General features: G+C 64.4%; 23 protein-coding genes. 9 read left to right on the top strand and 14 right to left on the bottom strand.

Features of this window, described 5'->3' with window-relative positions; genetic code table 11:
• Window positions 1-10: 10 nt before the first annotated feature.
• The 3 genes from JJC00_RS22485 to JJC00_RS22475 form a co-directional block, all read right to left on the bottom strand.
• The gene (locus JJC00_RS22485; RefSeq protein ID WP_200468125.1) at window positions 11-535 is read right to left on the bottom strand and encodes a (2Fe-2S)-binding protein; all 525 of its coding nucleotides are present in this window, start codon (window positions 533-535) and stop codon (window positions 11-13) included.
• Window positions 532-3,303, bottom strand: a complete 2,772-nt coding sequence (locus JJC00_RS22480) for a xanthine dehydrogenase family protein molybdopterin-binding subunit (protein ID WP_200468124.1) — start codon at window positions 3,301-3,303, stop codon at window positions 532-534. Before JJC00_RS22480 ends, JJC00_RS22485 begins: the two co-directional genes overlap by 4 nt.
• 163 nt (window positions 3,304-3,466) lie before the next feature.
• Window positions 3,467-4,555: a hypothetical protein gene (locus JJC00_RS22475; protein ID WP_200468123.1), complete on the bottom strand. Its 1,089-nt coding sequence runs from the start codon at window positions 4,553-4,555 to the stop codon at window positions 3,467-3,469.
• A 193-nt stretch (window positions 4,556-4,748) separates the two neighbouring features.
• Here JJC00_RS22475 and JJC00_RS22470 point away from each other — a divergent pair, with 193 nt between their 5' ends.
• Window positions 4,749-6,371 (top strand): ABC-F family ATP-binding cassette domain-containing protein, encoded by a 1,623-nt coding sequence (locus tag JJC00_RS22470; RefSeq protein ID WP_200468122.1) that lies wholly within the window; start codon window positions 4,749-4,751, stop codon window positions 6,369-6,371.
• A 220-nt stretch (window positions 6,372-6,591) separates the two neighbouring features.
• Here the strand turns inward: JJC00_RS22470 and JJC00_RS22465 are convergent, their stop codons facing one another.
• Complete coding sequence (locus JJC00_RS22465) at window positions 6,592-8,808, bottom strand: alkaline phosphatase family protein (protein ID WP_200468121.1); 2,217 nt, start codon at window positions 8,806-8,808, stop codon at window positions 6,592-6,594.
• Window positions 8,809-9,066: 258 nt separating this feature from the next.
• Between JJC00_RS22465 and JJC00_RS22460 the strand changes: the two genes are divergently transcribed.
• Window positions 9,067-9,942: an MBL fold metallo-hydrolase gene (locus tag JJC00_RS22460; protein ID WP_200468120.1), complete on the top strand. Its 876-nt coding sequence runs from the start codon at window positions 9,067-9,069 to the stop codon at window positions 9,940-9,942.
• A 48-nt stretch (window positions 9,943-9,990) separates the two neighbouring features.
• On the opposite strand, the gene JJC00_RS22455 is transcribed toward JJC00_RS22460, so the two are convergent.
• From JJC00_RS22455 to JJC00_RS22440, 4 genes are all read right to left on the bottom strand, one after another.
• Entirely contained in the window at window positions 9,991-11,136 is a 1,146-nt protein-coding gene (locus JJC00_RS22455; protein ID WP_200468119.1) for an IS630 family transposase, read from the bottom strand.
• Between the two features lie 89 nt (window positions 11,137-11,225).
• Complete coding sequence (locus JJC00_RS22450; RefSeq protein ID WP_200468118.1) at window positions 11,226-12,317, bottom strand: type II asparaginase; 1,092 nt, start codon at window positions 12,315-12,317, stop codon at window positions 11,226-11,228.
• A gap of 234 nt (window positions 12,318-12,551) precedes the next feature.
• Window positions 12,552-12,800 carry a hypothetical protein gene (locus tag JJC00_RS22445; RefSeq protein WP_128952136.1) on the bottom strand — a complete coding sequence of 83 codons (249 nt, stop codon included), beginning with the start codon at window positions 12,798-12,800 and terminating at the stop codon, window positions 12,552-12,554.
• Window positions 12,801-12,915: 115 nt separating this feature from the next.
• Entirely contained in the window at window positions 12,916-13,878 is a 963-nt protein-coding gene (locus JJC00_RS22440) for an alpha/beta hydrolase (protein ID WP_200468117.1), read from the bottom strand.
• A 125-nt stretch (window positions 13,879-14,003) separates the two neighbouring features.
• Here JJC00_RS22440 and JJC00_RS22435 point away from each other — a divergent pair, with 125 nt between their 5' ends.
• A complete protein-coding gene (locus tag JJC00_RS22435; protein ID WP_200468116.1) occupies window positions 14,004-14,681 on the top strand; it encodes a nitroreductase in 678 nt (225 codons plus the stop codon).
• A gap of 134 nt (window positions 14,682-14,815) precedes the next feature.
• Entirely contained in the window at window positions 14,816-15,022 is a 207-nt protein-coding gene (locus JJC00_RS22430) for a hypothetical protein (protein WP_200468115.1), read from the top strand.
• Window positions 15,023-15,111: 89 nt separating this feature from the next.
• Here JJC00_RS22430 and JJC00_RS22425 read toward each other — a convergent pair whose 3' ends face one another.
• Both JJC00_RS22425 and JJC00_RS22420 read right to left on the bottom strand, forming a co-directional pair.
• Entirely contained in the window at window positions 15,112-15,432 is a 321-nt protein-coding gene (locus JJC00_RS22425) for a PilZ domain-containing protein (protein WP_200468114.1), read from the bottom strand.
• Window positions 15,429-16,535 (bottom strand): DUF2336 domain-containing protein, encoded by a 1,107-nt coding sequence (locus JJC00_RS22420; RefSeq protein ID WP_200468113.1) that lies wholly within the window; start codon window positions 16,533-16,535, stop codon window positions 15,429-15,431. Before JJC00_RS22420 ends, JJC00_RS22425 begins: the two co-directional genes overlap by 4 nt.
• 302 nt (window positions 16,536-16,837) lie before the next feature.
• Here JJC00_RS22420 and JJC00_RS22415 point away from each other — a divergent pair, with 302 nt between their 5' ends.
• Window positions 16,838-17,785 carry an AraC family transcriptional regulator gene (locus JJC00_RS22415; protein WP_200468112.1) on the top strand — a complete coding sequence of 316 codons (948 nt, stop codon included), beginning with the start codon at window positions 16,838-16,840 and terminating at the stop codon, window positions 17,783-17,785.
• Window positions 17,786-17,837: 52 nt separating this feature from the next.
• Complete coding sequence (locus tag JJC00_RS22410) at window positions 17,838-18,428, top strand: NADPH-dependent FMN reductase (protein WP_200468111.1); 591 nt, start codon at window positions 17,838-17,840, stop codon at window positions 18,426-18,428.
• 11 nt (window positions 18,429-18,439) lie between these two features.
• Here the strand turns inward: JJC00_RS22410 and JJC00_RS22405 are convergent, their stop codons facing one another.
• Both JJC00_RS22405 and JJC00_RS22400 read right to left on the bottom strand, forming a co-directional pair.
• Window positions 18,440-20,521 (bottom strand): methyl-accepting chemotaxis protein, encoded by a 2,082-nt coding sequence (locus tag JJC00_RS22405; RefSeq protein ID WP_200468110.1) that lies wholly within the window; start codon window positions 20,519-20,521, stop codon window positions 18,440-18,442.
• Between the two features lie 98 nt (window positions 20,522-20,619).
• A complete protein-coding gene (locus tag JJC00_RS22400) occupies window positions 20,620-21,060 on the bottom strand; it encodes a DUF1810 domain-containing protein (protein ID WP_200468109.1) in 441 nt (146 codons plus the stop codon).
• Between the two features lie 188 nt (window positions 21,061-21,248).
• On the opposite strand from JJC00_RS22400, the gene JJC00_RS22395 reads away from it, so the two are divergent.
• The 3 genes from JJC00_RS22395 to JJC00_RS22385 all read left to right on the top strand — a co-directional run bounded on the left by JJC00_RS22395 (window position 21,249) and on the right by JJC00_RS22385 (window position 22,859).
• Window positions 21,249-22,205: a DUF2778 domain-containing protein gene (locus JJC00_RS22395; protein WP_246774281.1), complete on the top strand. Its 957-nt coding sequence runs from the start codon at window positions 21,249-21,251 to the stop codon at window positions 22,203-22,205.
• Between the two features lie 65 nt (window positions 22,206-22,270).
• Window positions 22,271-22,528 (top strand): hypothetical protein, encoded by a 258-nt coding sequence (locus JJC00_RS22390; protein WP_018644685.1) that lies wholly within the window; start codon window positions 22,271-22,273, stop codon window positions 22,526-22,528.
• Window positions 22,529-22,577: 49 nt separating this feature from the next.
• Entirely contained in the window at window positions 22,578-22,859 is a 282-nt protein-coding gene (locus JJC00_RS22385; RefSeq protein WP_200468107.1) for an SMI1/KNR4 family protein, read from the top strand.
• A 35-nt stretch (window positions 22,860-22,894) separates the two neighbouring features.
• Here JJC00_RS22385 and JJC00_RS22380 read toward each other — a convergent pair whose 3' ends face one another.
• Window positions 22,895-23,677: an ABC transporter ATP-binding protein gene (locus JJC00_RS22380; protein ID WP_200468106.1), complete on the bottom strand. Its 783-nt coding sequence runs from the start codon at window positions 23,675-23,677 to the stop codon at window positions 22,895-22,897.
• Window positions 23,665-24,720, bottom strand: a complete 1,056-nt coding sequence (locus JJC00_RS22375; protein WP_200468105.1) for a dihydrodipicolinate synthase family protein — start codon at window positions 24,718-24,720, stop codon at window positions 23,665-23,667. The genes JJC00_RS22380 and JJC00_RS22375 overlap by 13 nt, the downstream gene beginning before the upstream one ends.
• Window positions 24,721-24,726: the final 6 nt, after the last annotated feature.

Genomic DNA, 24,726 nt, shown 5'->3' with positions numbered 1-24,726 from the left:
CTTGCCGCACTCATTTGGTGGCGACGAGATAGCGGCTTGAGTCGGCCAGGATCACATCGCGCACCGCTTCGTGATATTTGATGTAGCCGGTGCAGCGGCACAGGTGCCCGTCGAGCGCATCCGCAATGGTCTGCGCCAGCGCCTCGCGGGTAACGGGGGCGCGCGCCAGACGTTCGAGCAGCACCTGCCCCTCATTGAGGAAGCCGGCGGTGCAATAGCCGCACTGGAACGCGAAGTGATCGATGAAGGCCTGTTGCAAGGCCGAGAGCTGGCCGTCCTTGGCGTGGCCCTCGACGGTGCGGATCGACTTGCCGTCGAAATTCACGGCGGGCGCGACGCAAGTCGGGCTGGTATAGCTCGAGCCATCGGGCTCGTCGACGATGATGGCGCAGCTCAGGCACTGCGCGGCGCCGCAGCCGAACTTGGTGCCGGTCATGCCGAGCATCTCGCGCAGGAAATCGTTCATCGACAGATCGTCGCGGACATCCACCGGGCCGTGCTTCCGGCCGTTGATAGTGAGGCTGAGGATCGTCACGCGAGCACTCCCTTCAGGAGATTGGCGGTGACCGGCAGGGCGCGGAAACGGTGGCCGGTGGCGTCGTGGATGGCGTTGATCAGCGCGGGCACGATCGGGATCATGACGACCTCGGCCATGCCCTTGGGCGCTTCGTCCGGGGTCAGCGGCTTCAGCATCTCGATCTCGAGATCGCGCAAAGGCAGGTCGGAGCCGCGCGCGACCAGATAGCGGCCGAGATTCCATTCGCCGTTGCCGGGGCCGCCTTCGAACGGCGGCAGCGTTTCCAAAAGCGCGTAGCCGACGCCCATGGCGAAGCCGCCATGGGCCTGGCCCATCACCACCTCAGGCACCAATGGGGTACCGCATTCGAACACGCTGTAGGCCTTGGCGATGCGAAGCGCGCCGGTTGCGCGCTCGATCTCGACGCGCACGAGCGCGCCGCACATCGAGGTGTAGGCGGTGCCGATGCGGTTGTTGTCGGTCGGCGGGAATTGGACGCTGCTCCGGTTGATCCGCTCGAACTTGCCGGTGCTGCGGCGGATCGCGAGCGCGTCGATGTCGGCGCGATATTGCTCGCCGAACAGGGGGAAGCGCGCCCGCGACCAGGCCCAGCGCGAAAAACTGTGCGCGACCGCGCCGGTGACGAAGCCGCGCGCATGCGCGGTTGCGGCGAGCGCCGGCAGGGCAAGCGGGTCGAGACCGGGCATCGTGAGCTGGCCGTTCTGCCACTGCGCGCTCGCCCACTGCCGGGCCCTCGGATCGGATTTCGGAATGCGCCACAGCTCGAGGGCTGCGGGCCACAGACCGAAGCGGAAGATGATCCGGGCGGCTTCCGCGGACGAGTGCGTGCCGACATGAGCACCGATCGAAGCGCTGGTCGGCGAGCTGATCGACGGCACCCAGCGCGGATTTCTCGCGGCGATGTCCTGGGTCTTCTGGTCCATCGTGTAGGGATCGCCCGAGGTGACGAGGCCAAGCACGTCGTAGCTGTCGACGCGGGCGACCGAGACCTCGTCGGCAACGGCGCCGAGATGGCTGGCGACGCGGTTCGCCAATGCGGTGCCGATGCCATTGCCCATTTCGACGTGGTCGCAATAGATCGCAACCCTGCCGTCGGGGCTCAATTCCACGCGCCCGAGCGAGCAATCGCCGCCGGCGCCGTAGTCCTTTGTCACGCAGGCAACACCAGTGCCGACCAGCCGGTCCGACGAGGCTTGCCGAAACTGCGCGCGCTGCTGCCAGATCGGATGCTGCTCGAGCTTGTCGAGCATCTCCGGCGTGCGCACCGAGACGATGTACGGATTTCCGGTCATGGTCCGGCCGCTCTGCGTCAGCGCGTTGCGGCGGCGGAACTCGATCGGATCGAGCTTGAGCTCGCTTGCCGCCTCGTCGATCAGCGCTTCAAGGGCCGTCATCGTCTGGAGCGTGCCGTAGCCGCGCATCGAACCGGCGGTCACGCCGCGCGAATGAACCGCGACGGTGGTGACGTCGACCTTTGGAATGTCGTAGATGCCGATCGACGCGGCGGCCGCGGTGGTGGCGACGTTGGCCGAGAAATTGGCAAGCCCGCCGCCGTCGAGCACGTGATCGGCGGCAAACGCCTTGATCTTGCCGGTCTTGCGATCGATGCCGATGCGCGAGCGCATCTTGATCGGGTGACGCTTGATGCCGCCCTGGAATTGCTGGTAGCGGTCATGGGCGAGGCGCACCGGCTTGCCCGGGAAACAGATTGCGGCGAGCGCGACATAGAGGATGAACGGTGTGTGGTCGCGCCCGCCAAAACCGCCGCCGACATGGGCGAACTGCGCGTTGATGTGCGAGGGCTTGTAGGGCGCGTGGGCCTTGCCGAGCAGATGCGCAAGCGACTCCGTCGCCTCGTAAGGAGACTGTACGCCGAGCACCAGCTCGAGAGTGCCGCCCTTGCCGCTGTACCAGGCGAGCCCGCATTCCGGCTCCAGGAACATCGGATCGACCGATTGCGTCTCGAACTCGCGGTCGAGGACGAGCAGCGAAGCATTGTCCGCGGCAAGCTCGGCGCGGATCTGCTCGCCAAGCTTGGCCGCCTTGACGCAATCGGCCGGCATTTCCCTGGCGAGCGATGTCCACACCGGCAATGCCGCGTTCTGGCTCTTCTTGGGCGACACCCAGCCGGCCAGCAGCGGCGAATAGACGTCGGGCTTGTCGGGCGAGGAACCCGCGACACGGGTGAAGCGGTAAGAGCCGTAATCGGGCGCAATCACGGGGCCAGTCTCCTCGCCGAATTTGACGAAGGTGCCGTCACGCAACACGAGGCGGGCCTGGTCGAAGGCGTCGAATTTTTCGAAGATCAGCAGCGCGACCGGCTGTCCAAGATAGAGCGGCGTCTTGCCGAGTGGGCAGAACAGATCGCCGGCATAGAACTCCGGCACCTCTGTGCCGATGCGGCCGAGATCGCTGGCCGTGACGATGACGGAAGGCTTGAGCGGTCCCGACAGGCGGGCGAGGTCCATGCCGGTGTAGACATGGGTGGCGTCGTTGGCGCGCACCAAAATCGCGTGCGAGGTGGTCTGCGGCCAGCCGGGCAGGTCGTTGGCGCGGAAGTCGGAGGCGTAGAGCTTTGCGCCGGTGACCTTGGCGACGCCGTCGACACGGCCCGCGCCTTTTGTTGCCGGATTGAAATGTCCGCGGCCGGGAAGCGTCTCGTGCGCCGCAAAGGGTGCGTTTGCCGCCTCCGCAAGATGCGACAGGCTGACCGAGATGCCGCCCGCCGATAACCACTTCACGAACTCGCGTCGCGAAGGCCGCATGATCTCATCCTTGTGCAAGGTCTCTTGGATACGGGCCAACGCTGGCCCGAAGCTGTCATGATTCGTTATGCGCGAATAGAACAGAGCCGTCGTTTACGAGAGGTGAAGGCGACTGGCGCGAACGCAGCCGCCGCTCATCTGGCGCACGATTTCGCTCAAGGCGTCACTTGAGGTCGGCGATCGTCGCGGGGCCGGGGCCGGGCGTGACCAGGGTCGGCCATTGCTTGGAGCCGAACGGCACCAGCGGGGGCAGGAACGGTGTCATGCCGCGCTTTCCTGCTTCGGCGATGATCGCGGCGCGCGCGTCGCCTCCCATCAGCTCATAGTCCATCAGGTGATAATTGCCGAAGAACAGCGCGCCGACCGAGCGATCGGCGATGATCCGCGTCAGCGATTCCAGCATGTCCGATGGCGTCGTGGTGAACGAGACCGTCTCGATCAGCAGCAGGCGCGTGTTGATGGCCTCGGGGCCAAAGAACTGCGCGAGCACGCTGAAGATCACGTTGTTCTGCCGCGTAACGTAGATGGTGTTGCTGGCGGCGTAGGTCTTCTCCCAGTCGGGACCGAGCTGCGCCTTCCAGTCGGCCAGCACGCCCATCCAGTGCGCGACCTGGGTCTGGGCCGCCCACGCCACGTTCTTTGCCAGGAACGGGGCCTGCTGCTTGCCGAAAGCCTCGAGCTTGGCGAACGGAATGACGCCGCTGCCGAGGCATTCGTCCATGAAGGCGATGTTGTTCCTCAGGATAGTGCGGTTGTTGTCGCGCCAGTCGGCCTGCATCGGCGTGGCGTCGAGGCTGTCCAGCGCCGATTGCATCCGGCTGCGGAAGGCCAGCATCGAAGCGCGCCATGATTTGTTGTCGGGATTGTCGACATAGGGGCCGACCACCTCGGCCAGCGCCATGGTGCTGTGGCCGGCCGATTTCAGCAGCTGGTACACGACCGGCACTGGCGGCGCGTCGAGCGGCGGCTGGCCCGGCCGGTAGAGGATCAGGCGTCCGCCGGCGCCGGAGAACAGGCCGAGGATCACGGGGTGCTTGTCGAGGATGTTCTTCTGGAACACTTTTGCAGCGTCGCCATAGAGATCGAACATCGCCGTGTTCAGCGCGAGCACGTCCCTGGTGGCGACGTCGCCGGGCGCAGCATTGGTCCTGCCGGAGATCGGCGCCATGTAGTCGGGCAGGGTCTGGGCGTTTGCGGCGCCGCCGCTGAGCATCAGTGCGGCGGACATGGTCAGGCCAAAGCGAGTTTTCATCGGTATTCCCCCGGGTCTCAGCAGCGTCAGGTCGACGGGCGTCAGTCAGATTCGCTGGATTCGCCCCCGCGGTTCTGGCCGAAAATTGCTAAGGATTTGTCAGGACGGGGCGAAACCCGTACCCCGCCGGGCTTCCCCTGGCCGCCCTCATGGCTTATTACGCTGCAACGCAAAATTCCCCCAAAAGACAGCCATGATCCGCCTCGACAACGTCAGCAAGCAAGCCGGCCACCAGATCCTGTTCATCGAAGCCTCCGCCGCCCTCAACAAGGGCGAGAAGATCGGCCTCGTCGGCCCCAACGGCGCCGGAAAGACCACCCTGTTCCGGATGATCGCCGGCGAGGAGCTGCCCGACGAAGGGCAGGTCTCGACCGATCGCGGCATCACCATCGGCTATTTCAACCAGGACGTCGGCGAGATGTCTGGCCGCAGCGCCGTGGCCGAGGTGATGAACGGTGCGGGTCCGGTCAGCGAGGTCGCGGCTGAATTGCGCCAGCTCGAGGCCGACATGGCCGACCCTGACAAGGCCGACCAGATGGACGAGATCATCGCCCGCTACGGCGAGGTGCAGCACGCCTTCGAGGAGCTCGACGGTTACGCGCTCGACGGCCGTGCGCGCGAAGCCCTGTCGGGCCTCGGCTTCAGCCAGGAAATGATGGACGGCGACGTCGGCAAACTCTCCGGCGGCTGGAAGATGCGCGTGGCGCTGGCCCGCATTCTGCTGATGCGCCCCGACGTCATGCTGCTCGACGAGCCGAGCAACCATCTTGATCTGGAAAGCCTGATCTGGCTCGAGAAGTTCTTGCACGATTACGAAGGCACGCTGCTGATGACCTCGCATGACCGCGAGTTCATCAACCGCGTGATCTCCAAAGTCGTCGAGATCGATTCCGGCTCGTTGACGACCTACACCGGCAATTACGAATTCTACGAGCAGCAGCGTGCGCTGAACGAGAAACAGCAGCAGGCGCAGTTCGAGCGCCAGCAGGCGATGCTCGCCAAGGAGATCAAGTTCATCGAGCGCTTCAAGGCCCGCGCCTCTCATGCCGCTCAAGTGCAGAGTCGCGTCAAGAAGCTCGACAAGATCGAACGGGTCGAGCCGCCGCGCCGCCGCCAGACGGTGGCGTTCGACTTCCTGCCGGCGCCGCGCTCCGGCGAGGACGTCGTCGCCTTGAAGAAGGTATTCAAGGGCTATGGCGCCAAGCGGATCTATGACGGACTGGATTTCATGATCCGCCGCCGGGAGCGCTGGTGCGTGATGGGCGTCAATGGCGCCGGCAAGTCGACGCTGCTCAAGCTCGTCGCCGGCGCGAGCGAGCCGGACGAGGGCACCGTGGCGCTCGGCGGCAGCGTCAAGATGGGCTATTTCGCCCAGCACGCGATGGATCTGCTCGATGGCGAGCGCACCGTGTTTCAGTCGCTGGAAGACCAGTTTCCGACCGCGGGGCAGGGCTCCTTGCGCGCGCTCGCCGGCTGCTTCGGCTTCTCCGGCGACGACGTCGAGAAGCGTTGCCGCGTGCTGTCAGGCGGCGAGAAGGCGCGGCTGGTGATGGCCAAAATGCTGTTCGATCCGCCGAACTTTCTGGTGCTGGACGAGCCGACCAACCATCTCGACCTCGCCACCAAGGAAATGCTGATCACCGCATTGTCGGATTTTGAGGGCACCATGCTGTTCGTCTCGCATGATCGCCACTTCCTGGCGACCTTGTCGAACCGCGTGCTCGAGCTGACGCCGGAAGGCATCCACCAGTACGGCGGCGGCTACACGGAATACGTTGCGCGCACCGGGCAGGAAGCGCCGGGGTTGCGGTCGTAGTGGTGGGCGGTAGCCCGGATGGAGCGGAGCGCAATCCGGGGTTCGTGCCATATAGGCAGTCGAGCGATGCGGATCGTCGGCCCCGGATTACGCTCCGCTTCATCCGGGCTACAGCCAAATCGAGAGAGTTGCAATCGACTCGCTCGAGTGAACGTTTCGGACTGAGGACGCAAGCTGGTGATAGGCGCCGATCGGCGCCTATCCGTTGTCGCCGTCGTCTCTACCGCAAGATCTCGTTCAGTACTTCGCCATCGACCCCGTGCGGCCGGACGCCCAGGATCTGCATGATGGTCGGGGCCACGTCGAGATTGCGCATGCGGCGGATCGTGGTGTTGTCGCGGATCCCGGGGCCGGAGGCGATGAAGGTCGCACTCATCACCGGCAGCTTGGGATCGTGGCCGTGGGCACCGTAGAAGTTGGGCATCGACAATGCGGTCGTAGCCACGTTGAACGGCGCATCGCCGAGGCGGGCGACGCCGGGGTTTTGGATGCCGTCGAAATTGTAGCCCGGGGCCATCAGCGCGAACACATCGCCAAAATCCTGGCCGATGGTTTTGCTGGTGCACTGCCCAAGCCCTGCTTCGCATTGGGCCGGACGAGTCTCGACCACCGTGAAGATCTTCCCGTTCTCGAGCGAGCCGTTGAATTTCGGGTTCGGGTCGACCGTATTCTGCACGGCGGCGGTGATCTGCGCCAGCAGTGCCTGGTAGGTTGCGGGATCGACGGTGCCGCCTTGCTCGCGCTGCTGGAGATTGATGTAGATGTTGGCCGCGGGACCCGAGGTGCGGATCGCCACCTTGGTGGTGTCGATGCCGGCATTCTTCAGGATGTTGGTCATGCTGACCGAGGTGTGGAACGGCGCAAAGCCGTGGTCGGACACGACGATGACGTTGCTGTCCGGACCTGCCGCATCAGCGATCCGCTTCACCGCCTTGTCCGCGGTCTGATAGGCGAAACGGATATAGGAGGCGTAGCGGGCGACCTTTGCGGGATCCTGGCCAGCGCCGATCGAGTTCGGGTCCTTCGGGTTGGTGCCCTGGCGAGGATCGGTGAGCAGGAACTGATGCTCGGAGCCGTCGGGCTGCTCGATATAGACCATCACGAGGTCGGCGTCCGGATGGTTCTGGATCGCGCGCTCGCCGATCTCGGCCTGGTAGCGCACGAAGGTCTTGACCATGTCCTCGTACATCGCCTCGATCTCGACGTCGGGGAAATTGGTGAAGCCCGGGCTCAGCCGCTCCGGAATGCGGAAATCGGCCTGCGGACGCCAGAACCCGATGCTGTTGTTGATGTCGTCGACATCGGCCAGCACCGGCGCGTTGCGCGGAATGAAGTTCGCGCCGTAGCGGGCGAAGCGCACCACTGACAGATCAGGCGCGAGCTGCGAGACGAAATAGGCCGCACCGACCTTGGCGCCGCTGCCGTCGAAGAAGAACGGCGCATTCTCGCCGCCGAATTTGACGTAGGCCGGTCCCGTCGCCGGCGGCGCGAACGGTCCTGCCGTGATGCCGCGCGTGGCGTCGAAGAACACCAGCGTGTCGTAGTTCACCTTGTTGTCGTTGGTGGTGTCGAGTGCGGCCACCCGGATCGTATATTTGAGGTCGAGCGTCGCCGCGCTGGTGCAGGTCGCGGTCGAGGCCGATGCACATGAGAAGCTCTCGATCGGGTTCGCCGTCGCCAGCACCGGGCTGAACGAGAAGCGGCCGGCTGCCTGTAGCGCCGTGGCCACGGCCGGATCCGGGGCGAAGTCGGTCTGGGTGAGCGAAAAGCCCTGGGCGCCGAGGCCGCCGAATGCGCCGAACGGCACGGTGTAGTCGGTGACGCGGATCGGCTGGGCCGGTTGCACCACGGTGCCGTTGATCGAGATGTCGGCGCCGTCGCCGCCCGGCCAGGTCGCGGTGACGACTTTCTTGCCCTGTTGGCGCAATTGCACCCACAACGGCAAGGCCGTCGGCCGCGGCGTCGGCCCGAGCGGGCTCTCGCGATAGCCGCCGATCGGCGCGGCGAAGCCGCTGAGGCTCGAGGTGCTCGGCCCGACGATCGCCTGGAAGGTGTTGGAGGGGATGTCGTTGTGGACCGCGGTCGAGCCGGTGGCGATTTCGATATGCGACACCGCGGTGAGCGACGGCGAGGCTGTGATGTTCTGCACGGCAATCGCGCCGTGGCGGCTCAGCCGCGCCAGGCCGCCGTCGCGCGGCAGCACGCCTTCCTGGATAAATTGCCGGATGAAGTCGGGCTTTGCGCCGTCGAGCGAGATGAGAACCACCGGCGGTGAGCGATGTCCGTGATGCCTGCCGTGATCCTGGTCGTGCGTGTTGTCGGAACCGCGGTCACGGCCGTTGCCGTCCTCATCGGCGTACGCAGGCACGACAGTGCCGGCCAGCGATGCCGCGAGCGAGAGCGACGATATCAGGGAGAGAAGGCTTTTCTTATCCACGTGGCTGCCCCGTGTTTTTTTGCTGCACAATCTGTGCGCATTTCACCTGGAATGACACGTGGATTATCGAGTGCGGCCGACGACGCGCGTATGACGCTTGGGCGACGCGTCTGCGTCGCTACGCGATCTCTGTCGCAAGGGTCCAATTCAGTCTCCGTTGCGCGACTGAAGGGAACGCGGCAGTGCAGGCCTGCGCTCTCGCGCCTTGAACGCTGCGAACCCGTTCGTTAGGCTTGAGAAAAATCGGGGGAGGGGCGCGTGAAGCAGCTGAGGGTCGGCGACATCACCATCGATGCGGTGATCGAGCGGGAAGGGCCGTGGCGGCGGCCGCAAGATTTTTTCCCGGCGTATGACGACGGCGTGTTCAGGCACCATCTGCCGACGATGGAGCCGGAGGTGTTCGACGCCGCGCGCGGCATGATGGTTATCACCTATCAGACGTTTGTCGTGCGCACGCCGCGTTACACCATTCTGGTTGACACCTGCACCGGCGAGGACAAGGGCCATCCGCCGCCGTTCGATTTTCCCGGCAAGGAGCGCTGGCGCAACGAACTGTTCGCGCTGGATATCGGCTTCGAGCAGATCGACTACGTCTTCTGTACGCATCTGCACATCGACCATACCGGCTGGAACACCACCTTGCGCCACGGCCGCTGGGTGCCGACATTTCCGAACGCGAAATACGTCTTTCACAAAGGCGAGTACGCGGCCTGGGAAGCCGAGAATGCCAGGGGTAACAACCCGCCCGGCACGGTGTTTCGCGACAATTGCCTGCCGATCGTCGAGGCGGGGCAGGCGCTGCTGGTCGACGACGACTATGCGCTGGACGATACCGTGACGTTGACGCTGACGCCGGGGCATTCGCCCTGCCATTGCTGCGTGAACATCTTCTCGAAGGGGCAGCGCGCGGTGGTCGCCGGCGACCTCATGCATCACCAGATCCAGTGTCGCGAGCCGGACTGGTCGGCGAAGCCCGATTGGGATGCAAAACAGTCGGCGGTGTCGCGGCGGAAGTTCTTCGCTTCCGTCGCCGACACCGACACGCTGATCCTGCCGATTCATTTTCCGGCGCCGACCGTCGGCCTGATCAAGCCGCTCGGCGCCGCGTTCGACTACCGCTTTAGGCGGGAGTAGGGCGACAGCACGTTGCTCTAGGTCAGCGTTTTCTTGGTTTGAATCATATCAAGCGGCCTCGGCGAGTTTGTAGGACCAGGTGTGGACGACAGGATGGCGATTGACGTCGTCAATTCCCGAGATGATGCGCTCCTTAAGCTCGTGCTTGGAGGTCACCCGGATGTGACGCAGGACCGAACGGGCGAACTTGGAGAAGAAGCCTTCGATGAGGTTGAGCCAGGAGCCGTGCTTGGGCGTGAACGTAAATTCGAAGCGGCCTGCCGGTCGTGTCTCGAGCCAGGCCCTGGTTTCTTTCGAGATGTGTGCCGAATGAATGTCCAAGATCAACTTGATCGCGGTCCTGGCCGGATAGGCGGCATCGAGAAGCTTGAGGAATTCGATGAACTCTCGGCTGCGGTGGCGGTCCTTCACGAGGGCGTGGACCTTCCCGGTCAGCAAATCGATCCCGGCCAACAAGCTGAGCGTGCCATGGCGTTTGTACTCATGATCCCGCGCAAAGGCCGGATAGACGCCTGGCACGGGCGGCAGATCCGGCGCCGTTGTCGCAATGGCCTGGATCCCCGGCTTTTCGTCGTAGGAGACGATCGTCACCGGCTTGCCCGATTTCTTCGACTTGGCAGCGGCCTTTTTCAAAATCTGGACCTCGCGATAGATGCACAGCACCTCCGCCATCTTCTGCTCGAACTCGGCGTCGCGGTTTTCAAGATAGTAACGCACCTTGTGTGGCTTGATTTCCTCTTTGCCGAGTATCTTGCACACCGTGCCCTGGACCAATCTGGCCAAACACGCATGCCCGGCCCGCGGGCCGTGCTCGCGCGCATGGCGTGCCAGCAGTCGCGTCGTCCACATCTCATGCGGATAGCCATGGTCCTTGGCCTTGTCGCACGCCAAAGACACCAGCCAAGCCTTGGCCTCCGGCGTGATCACCGGCTCCTTGCCCGGTCGCGGGCGGTCGTCGAGCGCCGCCAATGCACCATCAGCCATCGCCCGCTCGACGCAGCGCTGGACCGTCTGATGATGAGCGCCAAGTCCTTGTCCCACCGCAAAGAACGACGGGTTCTCACGGTAGGCAAGCAGCATCGCGGCCCGCGACACCCGGCTCGCCGGTTCGGTCCTCGACCGCGAAACAGCCGTCAACCTTTCAATCTCCTCATCGGTCATCGCCAACTCGACCGCTTGCCGCCATCCTGCCATGGTGAAACTCCTCGTTCAGTCAATCGCAAACGAGGAATCCACGAACATGCCTCCCGTTCCATCACTGCCAAGTTCACGGAATCGGTCGTCTAGTAAGTGTAGAACATCCGCTGGATCTCCTTGCTGTCGGTCGTCTTGGTCAGCGCCAGCATCAGCAAGATGCGCGCCTTTTGCGGATTGAGCGTATCCGAGACGATGAAGTCGTGTTCGTCGTCCTTGGCTTCGCCATTGCGCGCGACGATACCGTTGCCGACACGGCTGCTGCGAACGATCGCGACACCCTTCTTGTGGGCCTCGTCGAGAGCCGGCTCGACCGCGGGCCGGGCCAGACTGCCATCGCCCACGCCGGCATGCACGATCCCCTTGGCGCCGGCGGCGACAAAAGCGTCGACCGCGACCCGGTTCATGTTGGCGTAGCCGTAGACGATATCGACTTGCGGCAGGGTATCGAGGTTAGAGACGTCGAATTCGGAGTCCGCGGTGTGCCGGCGCGTCGATTGGCGATAGAAGTACGGCTTGTTGCCCTGCATGTAGCCGAGAAAGCCGAGTTCGGGCGTGCGGAAGGTGTCAGCCGTCGAGGTGTTGTTCTTGGTGACCTCGCGCGCAGCGTTGATCTGATCGTTGAGAGCGACGAGCACGCCCTTGCCGACGGCTTCTTCACTGCCTGCGAGGATCACGGCATTGAAGAGGTTGATCGGGCCGTCCGCGCTGATCGCGGTCGATGGCCGCATCGCGCCGACGATGACGACAGGCTTCCGGCTCTTGACCACCAGGTCCAGGAAATAGCTGGTTTCCTCGATCGTATCGGTGCCGTGCGTGATCACGATCCCGTCGACGTCGTCCTGCGCGAGGAGCGTGTTGACGCGCTTGGCAAGCTTCAGCCAGTAGTCATTGTTCATGTTCTCGCTGGCGATCTGGAAAACCTGCTCGCCTTTGACGTTGGCCACCGTCTTCAGTTCGGGGACGGCGTTCAGGAGGGTCTCGATGCCCACCGTCGCTGCTGTATAACCGACCACGGTCGTGCTGCTCGCCCCGGTGCCGGCGATCGTGCCACCGGTCGCGAGAACCATGACGTTGGGCAGACCGGGGCCCCTTGCATTCGCGACGTCAAAACTGATGAGCAGCGCAAAGAGCAAGCTCACTGTCGCCATGATCTGGTTACGCACTCGAAGTTGCCACATCTTGACGTCCCTTTCCTGGAAAAACTAATCGATGCGCCCCAATTCGCTCAGCATTCCATGATCCGTCAGCCGACGGCTTCTGTCTAGGGTTGTGATGTCATCAGATGATTTGGTTTGGGCGTGCTGCGCGAGGAGGCGGCCTTTGTCGTCATGCCTGGGCTTGTCCTCGACAAGCCCGGCCATGACGGAGTTTGTGGAGCGTTGCTCGCTAAAGAAGCAACGAATTCGCAGCGATCAGGCGCCCATCTCGCACTTCTTCATAAAGCTGTTCTTGGCAGCGCCGGCGAGCGGCTTGCCGTCGGAGCCAACGGCCTTGGGCGTGCAGGCGTCTTCCTTGCACTTCTTCATGAACGAGGTCTTGGCTGCGCCGGCGAGCGCCTTGCCGTCCTTGCCGACCGCCTTGCTCTCGCAGGTGTCGTCTGCAAGGGCCGAGCCCGCTGCAAAGGTGGCAACGATCGCAGCCAGGAAAATTCGCTTCATCATGGGTGTCTCCCTAAACCAAAAGATGGTGTGCGGATTGGAGCCCGGAATCGTGGCGCAATCAAGCAGGATCGGGGCCGAGGCACGACCGACTGCGGATTTTTGTCCGCCCGGGTCTCTAGACCCCGTGCGTGAGCAACGCCTTGAAGTCGGCGCGTGCACGCTGCGCTTCGGCACGGGCGACCTCGGAGGCGTCCCCGAGGCCGAAATAGCCGTGGATCAGGCCGGCGCCCTCATGATGCTTTACCCGCACGCCGGCGGCCTCCAGCGCCCGCGCATAGGCTGCGCCTTCGTCACGCAGCGGATCGAACCAGGCGGTGGTCACGACCGCGGGCGCAAGGCCTGCGAGCGAGGCGGCACGCAGCGGCGAGACCCGCCAGTCGGTGGCGTGACCGGCATCCGCGAGATAATGGCCGGCGAACCATTCCATGACGGCACGCGAGAGGAAGTAGCCTTCGGCATTCTCGGCGCGCGATGGAAAGCGCGCGTTCTCGCGCGCGTCGGCATAGCCGCCCACGACGTCGGTCACGGGATAGACCAGGAGCTGGGCGGCGAGCTTGATGCCGGCATCGCGGCAGGCGATCGCGGTCGCGGCGGCGAGATTGCCGCCGGCGCTGTCACCGGCAACACCAAGACGCTTTGCATCACCGCCAAATTCCGCGACGCGGTTGAACACGTCTCTCGCAGCCGTGAAGGCGTCCTCGAAGGCGCCGGGAAAACGTGTTTCCGGCGGGCGGCGATAGTCGACGGAGACCACCACCGCGCCGGTCTCGATCGCAAGATTGCGCGCCTGCCGGTCGTGGGTCTCGAGGTCGCCCGCGACCCAGCCGCCGCCGTGAAAGAACACAACACTGGGCGCGGGCGCGCTGCCAACGCGATAGACGCGCGCATCGAGCGGGCCCGCGCCCCCCTTCACCTTGATATCCTGCACAGTATCGACGGACGGCGGCGGCACGGCCGCGCGCGAGGCAGCCAGTGCGCGCAAGGAATCGCGGGCGCTCTGTGGCGTCATCGTCATGGGATCGCGCAGCGGCAGCAGCGGAATGATCTGGGCGATGACGGGATCGAGCGGTGCGGGCATGATCGGGTCCTCACGGGGTTCTTGGTCTTGCTTGGCCGTTAGCATAGATTTCGCGCGCCGCATCGGCAACCGGCGACGTGTTGCAGACGTCGTAGAGATGAATGAACGGGCAGGGAGGCCTTGAGGTGGAATTCGAAGCGCTGGTCCAGTCGCGCCGCAGCGTGCGCGGTTTCAAGCAGCAGCCGGTGCCGCGCGCCGTGGTCGAGGCGATCATCGACAGCGCCAAGCGCGCACCGTCGTCGATGAACACCCAGCCCTGGCATGTTCATGTGCTGACAGGCAGCCCGCTGGGAGAGCTGCGCTGCCGCAACATGGAGGAGATGGTCGGCGGCGCCAAGGTCAGGCGCGACATTATCAGCCATGGCGAGTACCAGGGCGTGCATCGCACCCGCCAGGTCGACATCGCCAAGAAGCTGTTCAGCGCGATGGGGATTGCGCGCGACGACAAGCCGATGCGGCAGGACTGGGTGCTGCGCGGCTTCCGCCAGTTCGACGCGCCGGTTTCGCTGGTGCTGACCTATGACCGCGTGCTCGATCCCGGCGCCGTTTGCCATTTCGATCTCGGCGCACTCTGCTACGGCATCGTGCTGGCAGCCTGGGACCACGGGCTCGGCTCGGTGATCAACGGGCAGGGCATCATGCGCTCCGACATCGTGCGCGAGGTCGCACAGATTCCCGAGGACGAGGTCATCATGACCTGCGTCGCGATTGGCTATCCCGACGACAACTTTGCCGCGAACGCCGTGCGTTCGGATCGCGAGGGCAATGACGCGTTCGTCCGCTACGTCGGTTTTGCCGACTGACACGGAGAGGCGGGAGGAGATTATTCCCTCACGAAATTTTTCGTGCGGACTCGTTACGGCCCCTTGCAATCTCAATCGTGCAGGAGGAACAATACTCGGACTCAAGGGTTTGTTGCTGGCGCGAGGAAATTGACATGCGGCGGCTGGCTAGCCTGGTTCGACGGTTCTTCGGTCCGCGGATGCGGCGTCCGATCGATGATGATGATCCCAGTCTTCCTTTTACTCCTGAAGAGTTCAGCAGGCTGGTCTGCAGTGGCCGGCGTGAGGACATGAAGCTGCTCGCCGAAGGACTGGCCGGCCGCTCGATCCCGCGCCACATCAAATACCGGGCGACGCACTAGGCGCACCCGTGATGTCATGATCCGCCCGCTGGTTTAGCGCGCGCTCAGCGTGAGAGTGCGACCTCCTTGAAGGATATGACCAGCGCCTTCTACTTGGTCTGCGCGGCGCCCACCTTCGCGCTCGCCGATTTCCTCTTGCTGCCCGCGTTGATGAAGTGCACGCCGGCCATGGTGCCGTCGATCCAGACCAGCTCGCAGCGCCGGTAGGCGAGGCCTGTCGACGACAGCAGCATGAAGAACTCCTTGGCCTGGAGGACGTCGAGCGTGCCTTCGACCTCGATCTTGGCGCCGGTCTGCGACACGTCGAGCAGCACGCAGCTGCGCCGCCAGGTGCCGTCCGAGCCCATCAGATTGACAGCCTGCTTGTGATCCATCCGTACGCGTAGCGCCTTGCGACCGTCGAACCTCATCGGCTAACCCCCATTTTCGCGCCGCGATTTCCCTGATCGCTTGTGTTGGCGCCTGCTGCGATTTCCCCCCAGCGCACCGTCCATTGGCTGGTCGACAAAAGAAGCGTCTCGAAGATGTGTTGCGCGCGTTCGCGTTCGGCGAAGGAGAGCCGCGTACCGCTGCGATTGCACAGGATCGCGAGCGTGGTCGCCCAGTTCAGGCGCGACGCCCGGCAGGCCATGACCAGGCCCTCGCAATCGTCGTCGGTCATGACGTGCTCGACGATCTCGATCGGAGCCCCGGACAGCACCGACAGCGCCGTGAACAGATTGGCCGTCTCGCCGCGGATCGCGAAGCGGTTCACCGTGGAATCGTTGAGCTTGCCGATGCGGTTGAGCGCGACGATCTCCGGCCTTGCGCTCGCATAGTCGGTCGAGGAGGGCGGCTTTGGCGGAGTCGGCGCCGCGGCCTGTGCGGAAGGAACGGAGGACGCGCTGGGCTTGGCCGCGGCTGTCTTGCCGGGTGAGGCCGAGAGCAATCTCCGCACGACCAGGTCGGGTGTGCCGGGTCGGAGCGCCAGTGCCTTCGCAATCTCGTCGTCTTGCTCCGCCCTGGTGATCAGCGCGGCATAAGCCGCCTCGGAAAATTTGGTTCCTGGGTTCTTGATCAACTCAAGACAGATCGAGCCACCACGCTTGATCAGCGCCTCGGTCACATCAGGCTCGACGCAGTTGCGGGTGGCGATCGCGCGTTGCTGCGGCTCGCCGCATGAAGCCGCGATCACCGCAAGGTCGGCTGCGGAGAGTGCCTGCGATTTGAGTAGGACGGGACACGCCACGTCGGGATCGTCGTGGGAGGCGAGACGCCGCAATGTCTCGGGGGGAGCCATCGTAAGGGCGGCAAGTGTGGCGCTGAGCTGGGTCAGTGCGCGGACTTCGACCCGTTCCGTCAGGCGCAGCAAAACGCCATCGACGACACCCGAGAGCAATTCCTGAGATCGGTCGCCGCTGCCCGTGAGCAACTGCACAATACCGGAGAGGATGCGACCGCAACGGTCAGGCGGACACGTTGCGACCGCCTGTTCGAGCTCGACCAGAATATCAGCAGGCGAATTTGCCATCATGGCAGGGGCCTGTACTCAAATAAATTTTGACCAATCAACGCCCTTCATTCCGCCCCAGAGGCGTTAATTTGAAATTTAGATCTCGGGCGTCCAGGTATGAATGCACCGCTGTCGCAGCTGGAAACGATATCGAAATTTGGCGAGGCTTGATGCGGCGGCTTGTCCTTTGAAGGGGATCCTCGCCAACTGATCGCGTGGAGTTAGACGATTCTTCCGGTCTAACGGGGCAACCGAAAGGGGAGAAATTCGGATCGGCGCTATCGCCGGACGCGCGTCGTTTTCCGACGTGGTTTTCATTTGTCATGAACAGCAATGATGATGCGCCCGGGTTGGCGCTAAAGATATTTCGGTTTTCCGACGTCGATGAATTTCGAAATGCCATACGAGGCCTGAATTTCGAATTCACGCCTTTTGTACGGAGGATTTCGGCTGAGCAGACCATTCTGTCGCTGCCCGGCTGCGACGTGAATTTGACGCGCGCGTTTCCGCGGGTGGTCGACGCGCAGCTCATCGAGAATTGCACCGCGATCGGGTTCACGATGGACAACCTCGACGTGCCCATTCGCTTCAACGGCTCGCAGCGCGTCCGTCCGGTCATCGTCATCGGCAGCAGCGGCGCGGCTTACACCACCATCGAGGAAGTGCAGCGGCAAATCGCCTCGGTGGTGTTCAGGCCGGAGGTGACGGATCGCGGATGGCCGCGAGCGGCCCTGAGCTTCAAGATTTTTGAAACAACCGCGGCGGGCTTGAACCGGCTGCGCAGCGTGGTTCGCGAGGTGCTGGCCGCGGCGGCAGAGCCCATCGGCGCGGCGGAGATGCCGTTCAAGGCTGCGGCCATGAAGGAGTCCCTGCTGGGTGCAGTTGACGACGCCCTCGAAAGCGTCGTCTCGGTTCGCTGGACCTTGCGCCCCAATGACGAGAGGAACTTCAAGATCTTCCAGGACGTCCGCGCGCTGTTGTCCGACGACCTGTCGCAGCCGATCTACAGCGAGGAGATCGCGCGCAAGCTCGGCCTGTCCGTCCGAACCTTGCACGACGTCGTGCGCCGCTATCGCGGCATGAGCCTGCACCGCTATTTGCGCCTGCGTCGGCTCTGGCTGGTGCGCCAGCGGCTGCTTGCCGGTGCCGACAGCGTCAAGGCCGTCGCGCTCGCGTTCGGCTTCTGGCATCTCAGCGATTTCTCCCGCAGCTATCGCGACCAGTTCGGCGAGACGCCGTCGCAAACGCTGGAATTCGGGCGAAAACGATAGCGCGGCAAATCGGTTGGGGGCGTCCCCGCCGTTTCGTGCTAACGTGCCGGCCATGAGCAATCGCATCCTCGTCCTCTACGGTTCCTATCGGTCCGACCGCATGGGCATCCGCCTTGCGAATTTCGTCATCGATCGCCTGCGCAGTCGCGGCGAAGAGGTCGAGTTCATCGACGCCAAGGCGATCGGCCTGCCGATGCTCGACCGCATGTACAAGGAATATCCCAAGGGGACCGCGCCCGAGGCGCTGGAGAAGCTGGCCGGACAGATCCGCGGGGCCGACGGCTTCGTCTTCGTCACCGGCGAATATAACTGGGGCATTCAGCCCGGCTTGAAGAACCTCACTGACCACTTCCTGGAAGAATGGTTCTGGCGGCCGGCCGCGATCGTGAGCTATTCCGCCGGCCGCCTGTCCGGCGCGCGCGCCTCCACCGCGTGGCACGGCACTCTGTCGGAAATGGGCATGGTGGTGATCTCTAGCACCATCGGCGTCGGGCCGATCGCCCAGACATTGTCAGCCGAAAGCGAGCCGATGGGCGAAGGCGGCAAGGCACTGGAACGCTCGTTCCCGCGCTTCGCCGACGACCTCTTGTGGTGGATCGAAGCCGCCAAGACGCAGCGCGCGCGCAAGCCGCCGCCGTATTAGACGCTTGCGGCCTACGCCGCCCTGACTTCGCCGAGGAAGCGGTCGAACTGACCGGCCAGGTCGCGTGACTGCGTCGAGAGCTGTTCGGCCGCGCCCAGCACTTCCCTCGCGGCCGCACCGGTGTCGTCGGCGGCGCGCTGCACGCCGGATATGTTGGTGTTGACCTCCTGGGTGCCGCGGGCGGCCTCCTGGACGCTGCGGGAGATCTCCCTTGTCGCCGAACCCTGTTGCTCGATCGCGGCCGCTATCGCGGTGCCAATCTGGTCGATCTCGGCAATGACGTCAGCGACGTTGCGGATCGCAGTGACGGTCTCGTCGCTCGCGGACTGGATCGCCGTGATCTGCTCGGAGATTTCGGTGGTCGCCTTGGCGGTCTGGCCGGCGAGCGACTTCACTTCGGACGCGACCACGGCAAAGCCGCGGCCGGCATCGCCGGCACGGGCGGCCTCGATGGTGGCGTTGAGCGCCAGCAGGTTGGTCTGCTCGGCGATGCTCTGGATCAGCGTGACGACGTCGCCGATCTTCTGCGCGCCCTCGGCGAGCGTGCGGGCGGTGTCGCCGGTGCGGCGGGCATTATCGACGGCGCGTGCTGCGATCTCGGTCGATTGGGCGACCTGACGGCCGATCTCGGCGATCGATGACGTCAGCTCTTCGGTCGCGCTGGCGACCGTCTGCACGTTGGTCGAGGTCTGCTCGGAGGCGGCGGCGACGACCGCGGCCTGGCTGTTGGTCTGGGACGCCGTCGAGGTCATCGATTGCGCCGTGGTTTCCATGGTGGAGGAGGCGCGGGAGAGGCCGCCGACCAGTTCGGTGACCTTGGCTTCGAACGCGCGCGTGAGCCCGTCGAGTGCCTGGGCGCGGCGCATCTTGCCGTCGTTCTCGGCCTGCTTTTCGGCGGCGAGCCGGTCGGCCCGGATCATGTTGTCCTTGAACACCTGGACGGCGGCGGCCATCGCCCCGATCTCGTCGGAGCGTTCGGCGCCGGGGATGTCTTCTGCAACCTCGCCGTCGGCGAGCCGCGACATCCGGGTCGTCAGGCTGACGATCGGAGCGCAGACGCGGCGGCGGATCATCACGATGAGGCCGACGCTGGCGATCAGCACGGCGAGGAGGCCCGCGAGTGCGATCGTGAAGCTGGTACGCGCGGCGGCCGACGCGCCGGAGAGGATCTGCTCGGCGTTGTCGTAGAAGGCATCGCGGACGTCGATGATGGTGCTGAGGCCGCGCTGCGTCGAGGCGTAATAGGTCTCCATGTCATGTTCGTATTTGCCGCTGATCGCGCCGTCCTTCACCAGCTTGAGTTCGCGGCCGAACTCCTCGATATAGATCGCGTTGAACTTCTCTAGCGCCGCGGCGACGTTTGCCGGCGTTGTCGGATTGCCGCGCAATTCCTGGAGCGTCATCACGATCTGGTCGTTGCGGCCCTGGGAGCGGCTGATGTCGGCCTTCTCCGCGTCGGTCGCGGGTTTCTTGCCCCCGACGAGATTCTTGTGCAGGCTGGAGTTGAAGCCGCCGACGTCGCGCAATGTCATCGCGACGTTGGCATAGCTGGCCTGGCGGTAGGCATCGCCGTTGAGGATGGCCATGCGGCGGACCTGCTCGTTGAGCAGCGCGGTGACACCGGCATTGAGCACGGCATTGTCGGCGACGATCTTCCTTGCGGCGTCCTTGCGTGCTTCCGCCGGTCCGGCGATCGCCTTGTCGACGGCCTCGCGCAACGCGGTGAACTTCGCATTGAGGCCGTCGATGTGGCTGCCGATGGTGGTGCCGTCGTCGAAGGAGCCGGACAGCTCCTTGCGTACTGCGTTCATCTTGTCGTGCGCGCCGTCGGTCTGCTTGCGCAGCTTGTCGTGCTCGGAAAGCTGCGCCGGGTCGACGGTCGCTGGTCCGTACAGGATGTTGGTGGCGAAGCCGCGCTCGGGGTTGAGATAGCGCGGGATGTCGCTGACGGCGCGGACGATGGCGAGCCGCCCTTGCGCCTCGCTGATCCGCTCCATCGTCTGGTATTTCGTGACGGCGACGTAGACGGCGAGGCCGCCGCCGACGGTCGAGAGCGAGACAATGGCGGTGGTCAGCAGCGTACCGATTTTCATGATCTGTCCGGCAATTGGCGCGGGGAAAAAGATATTCTCCGAAAAATACGGGGAGCGTATTAATCGCGGGTTTACGCTGGCAGCCGCGGTTGTCGCAGTCAGTTGGCCTTTCGTTCGAGATTCGACAGGATCTCCAGCGTCGCGCCGTCGTGCTCGCCGGTGAAATATTTGGCGAGCGCCTCGTCGAAAACAGGCTCGTTGGACACCGCACCGAACAGCGTCATCGACGAACGGAATTTGGAATCGTCAGGCGCGCCGAGGATCGCGTTGATGGTCCGCCCGTCGACGGCAAGCACGAGGCGGGTGCATTCGATCAGGCGCGGGCCGAGCACGGGGTGGGCGAGGTAGGCCTCGGCTTCCGCCCGCGAGCCGATGGCGTAGCGCTGCGACATGGCGCTGAAGCCGAGGCCCGCGACCTGCGGGAAGACGAACCACATCCAGTGAGTCTGCTTCCGGCCGCGGGCCAGCTCCCCCAGCACGTCGCGAAAAACCGGGTCCTGGGCCCTGAGGAAGCGCTCTAGATTGAAAGGATCGGTCATTGGATACCTCAGGGGGGCTTGCCGGCCGCGATTATGCCTAACTTTTGGCTCCCAATGTGGTAGCTGGTATAGAGTCTCCGGGTGGGGGTTGGGTCCCCCGGGGTCGTTTTGGGGATCTGATGGTTTCCGACCGCGCAAGCGCCGAGAGGCTGTTGTCGCGCCGCCGAGTTGGGCGAGCCGAGGCGATACTGCTATCTATGGCTGCCATCGCGCTGGCGCTGGGCGCCGCCGCGTGGGTCGCGGATATCGGCGATTCCACCCCGTTGGTCACCGCCGCGCGGCCGCCGGCCAATTCTCCCTCGTTCGACGACCGTTTCGCCTCGCTGTCCAGCAACCCGCCCGCCCGTGAGTTCGGCCTGCGGACGCTGGAGCGCTCCGCCCTGAGTGCGGTCCAGCTCAAGCTGCGCGATGCCAAGGCGATGCTCGCCCAAAAGCTCCAGGGCGATGAGTGGCGTTCGACTTTGGCCGACAACGAACAGCCTGCAACCGAAGAGGCGAGACCCTCGCAGCGCGCCGACGGCATTCCAATGCCGCGCTCGCGGCCGGTCCAGGCGGACCTCTCTGCCCAGATCGCCTCCAGCCAGGCCTTTGCCGACACCAATCCCAACCCCAGGGTCGACAACCGCAACTTCTTCGAGAAATTCACCGACAAGATCAAGCTGGCCTCGCTGACGCCCGACAGCGGCCTGTTCGGCAAGGCGCCGGATCTCGCCGCGCTGGGCTACGATTCGCGGACGGCGGTCTATGACATCAAGGCCAAGGCGCTCTATCTGCCGAGCGGCGTCGCGATCGAGGCCCATTCGGGCATGGGCGCGCTGATGGACGACCCCGAACATGTCGACCAGCGCATGGTCGGCGCGACCCCGCCTGCGACCTACGACCTCAAGCCGCGCGAAAAACTGTTCCACGGCGTTCGGGCGCTGCGCATGACGCCGACTGACGGCACCAGCGCGCTCGGCCGCGTTGGCCTGCTCACCCACACCTACATGCTCGGGCCGCGCGGCGATTCCAACGGCTGCGTCTCGATCAAGGACTATGATCGCTTCCTCAAGGCCTACGACAATGGCGAGTTCAACCGCCTGGTCGTGGTGCCGAGCCTGCGCGGATCGGCGACCGCCTCGCAGCGCGCCAGCACCGATTCCTGATATTCGCCAGGCGGCGGGGGCTGCCGTTTTCCCTTCGTTAAGCCGTTGTCGTCCAGAAGCAGCCCATGAGTGATCCAGCAAGCTCCGAGACCCCGCTGCGCACGACGTTCAAGATCAAGCTGAACGGTGACACGCTGGCGATCGCGACCGTCGGCCAGGCCTATCAATTCCTCACCAACTTCAAATCGGTCGAGTGGATGGAATTCCGCTCGCTGCATGAGGATGCCGTCGCCGCGCTCGAGGGTGCGGCCGGCAATGCCATGCTCGCGGTCCAGGCGACCAACGCGGTGCGCGCGCTGTTCGTGAGCGCGAAGCTGCTCTAAGGCAACGTCCTTTCTCCCTCGAGCCGGCTTCCCGGTTGCCGCGACGGGCTTGCGGCGCGACGAATGCTCGCTGGTGCGAACGCGTGAGACGCCGCAATGGCCGACCGTCGATGAGCTCCTGTGGATCATGAGCGATCACGGCGGCAATCCGATCTGCGTGACGATCGACAAGGCGCATTTCGGCCGAATCTGGTTCATCGATCACGAGATTGCCGAATACGAGAAGCCGTGGACGCTCGCTGACGCGATGTCCGACACATGGGGCTACGTCCTGCCGCTCGCGCCGACCTTCAGCGACTTCATCGCGGGCGTGTACGAGGAGGCTGTGTGAGGCTTTGCCCACACCACAGGTTCCAAGCGCGTAGCTTACGTCGCACCCAATCCCAGCTTCGCATAAATCCGCCGCGCATAGGCGCCGAACGCATCCGTGGTCTTCAGCGGCAGGTCGCGCGGGAAGGGCAGGTCGATCGGGAAATAGTCGGCCATCTTCGCCGGTCCTGCTGTCAGCACCGCGCAATGCGAGGACAGGAACACGGCCTCCTGGATCGAATGCGTGATGAAGATGATGGTCTTGCCGCTCTCGCGCCAGATCCGCAGCATCTCCAGATTCATCTGCTCGCGCGTCAGCGCGTCCAGCGCGCCGAACGGCTCGTCCATCAGGATCAGTTTTGGATCGTGGATGAAGGCGCGCGCGATTGCGGTGCGTTGCTGCATGCCGCCGGACAGCTCTCGTGGATATTTCTGCTCGTAGCCGGCAAGCCCGACCAGATTGAGCAGATCGCGCGCCCGCTCGCGCGCGGCCTTCATGGGCAGGCCGACGATCTCGGCCGGCAGCAGCACGTTGTCCAGGATGGTGCGCCATTTCAGCAGCAGCGCCTGCTGGAACACCATGCCGATGTCGCGGGTCGGATCGAACGGGCTGGTGGCGTTACCGATCGTCACCTTGCCGCCGTCGGCGCCGTGCAGGCCGGCCAGAATCTTCATCACCGTGGTCTTGCCGCAGCCGGACGGGCCGACCAGCGAGACCAGCTCACCTTCCTGCACGTCCATGGTGACGTCGGAGACAGCCAAAAATTCGGCGCCTCCGCTACGATAGACCTTCCGGACGCCTTGCAAGCTGATGAAGGGTGTTGAGCTCATGCCAGCCATTTGCTTAAATTGGCCGCGACGAAGGAATCATCGCTGAGGTCGGCGTGCTCGCGCGTGACGCGGTCGATCTCGTCCTTCTGGCCGGGGCTGAGGCCCTCGTTCGGATCGAGGCACCACAGGCCTTGCATCAGGCCCTGGCGCCGCAGCACTTCGTGACAGCCGGCGATGCAGCCGTGAAAATTGTTGACGACGTCGAAGAAGGCGCTGTTGCAATCGGTGACGCGGGCATCGAGTGCGAGCAAATCGGCCGGCACGCTGTCCTTGTGCCGCGCCGCCTTGCAGCGTTCGAACTGCTTGATGGCGCTCGCAGTCCAGACCGACCAGTGGCCGAGCAGGCCGCCTTTGAAGTAGGTGCGCGTGGTGACGCCCTTGTCGCGCAAGTCGAACGGCAGCGTCAGGTCGAGCAGGATGTGATCGTCATTGCCGGTGTAGAGCGCGACGCGATCGAGCGCGCCGGCGGCCGCGACCCCGCGCAGCACGTCAAGCGTGCGGTAGCGATTGAACGGCGCGATCTTGATCGCGATGACATTGTCGATCGAGGCAAAGCGCTGCCAGAACCGGCTCGACAGGATGACGCCGCCGACCGCCGGCTGAAGGTAGAACCCGACCAGCGGAATCTCGGCGGCGATAGCGGTACAATGCGCGATGATCTCGTCCTCGGACGCGCTCTTCATCGCGGCGAGGCTGAGGAGCGCTGCGTGATAACCGATGTCGCGCGCGGTGCGCGCTTCGGCCGTTGCCTGCTTCGTCGGCCCGGCTAGGCCCGCGATCATCGCCAGCGGACGCCTGGTCCAGTGTGCTGCGGTCTCGGCGGCAAGCTCGAGCACGGGGCGGTAAAGGCCGACATCGCGGATCGCGAATTGCGTGGTGTGGACGCCGACGGCAAGGCCGCCGGAGCCGGCGTCGATGTAATAGCGCGTCAGGGCGCGCTGATGTGTTTTGTCGAGCTGGCGCTCGGCGGTGAGTGCGAGGGGATGCGCCGGCAGCACAGTGCCCTCGGCAATCAGCTTGCGGACGTCGCTGTTGATCTGGCTGTGGTGCATGATGTC

The organism is Bradyrhizobium diazoefficiens (genome assembly GCF_016616885.1).
GTDB classification, from domain to species: domain Bacteria; phylum Pseudomonadota; class Alphaproteobacteria; order Rhizobiales; family Xanthobacteraceae; genus Bradyrhizobium; species Bradyrhizobium diazoefficiens_F.
This window is presented reverse-complemented; position numbering and strand designations above follow the sequence as displayed.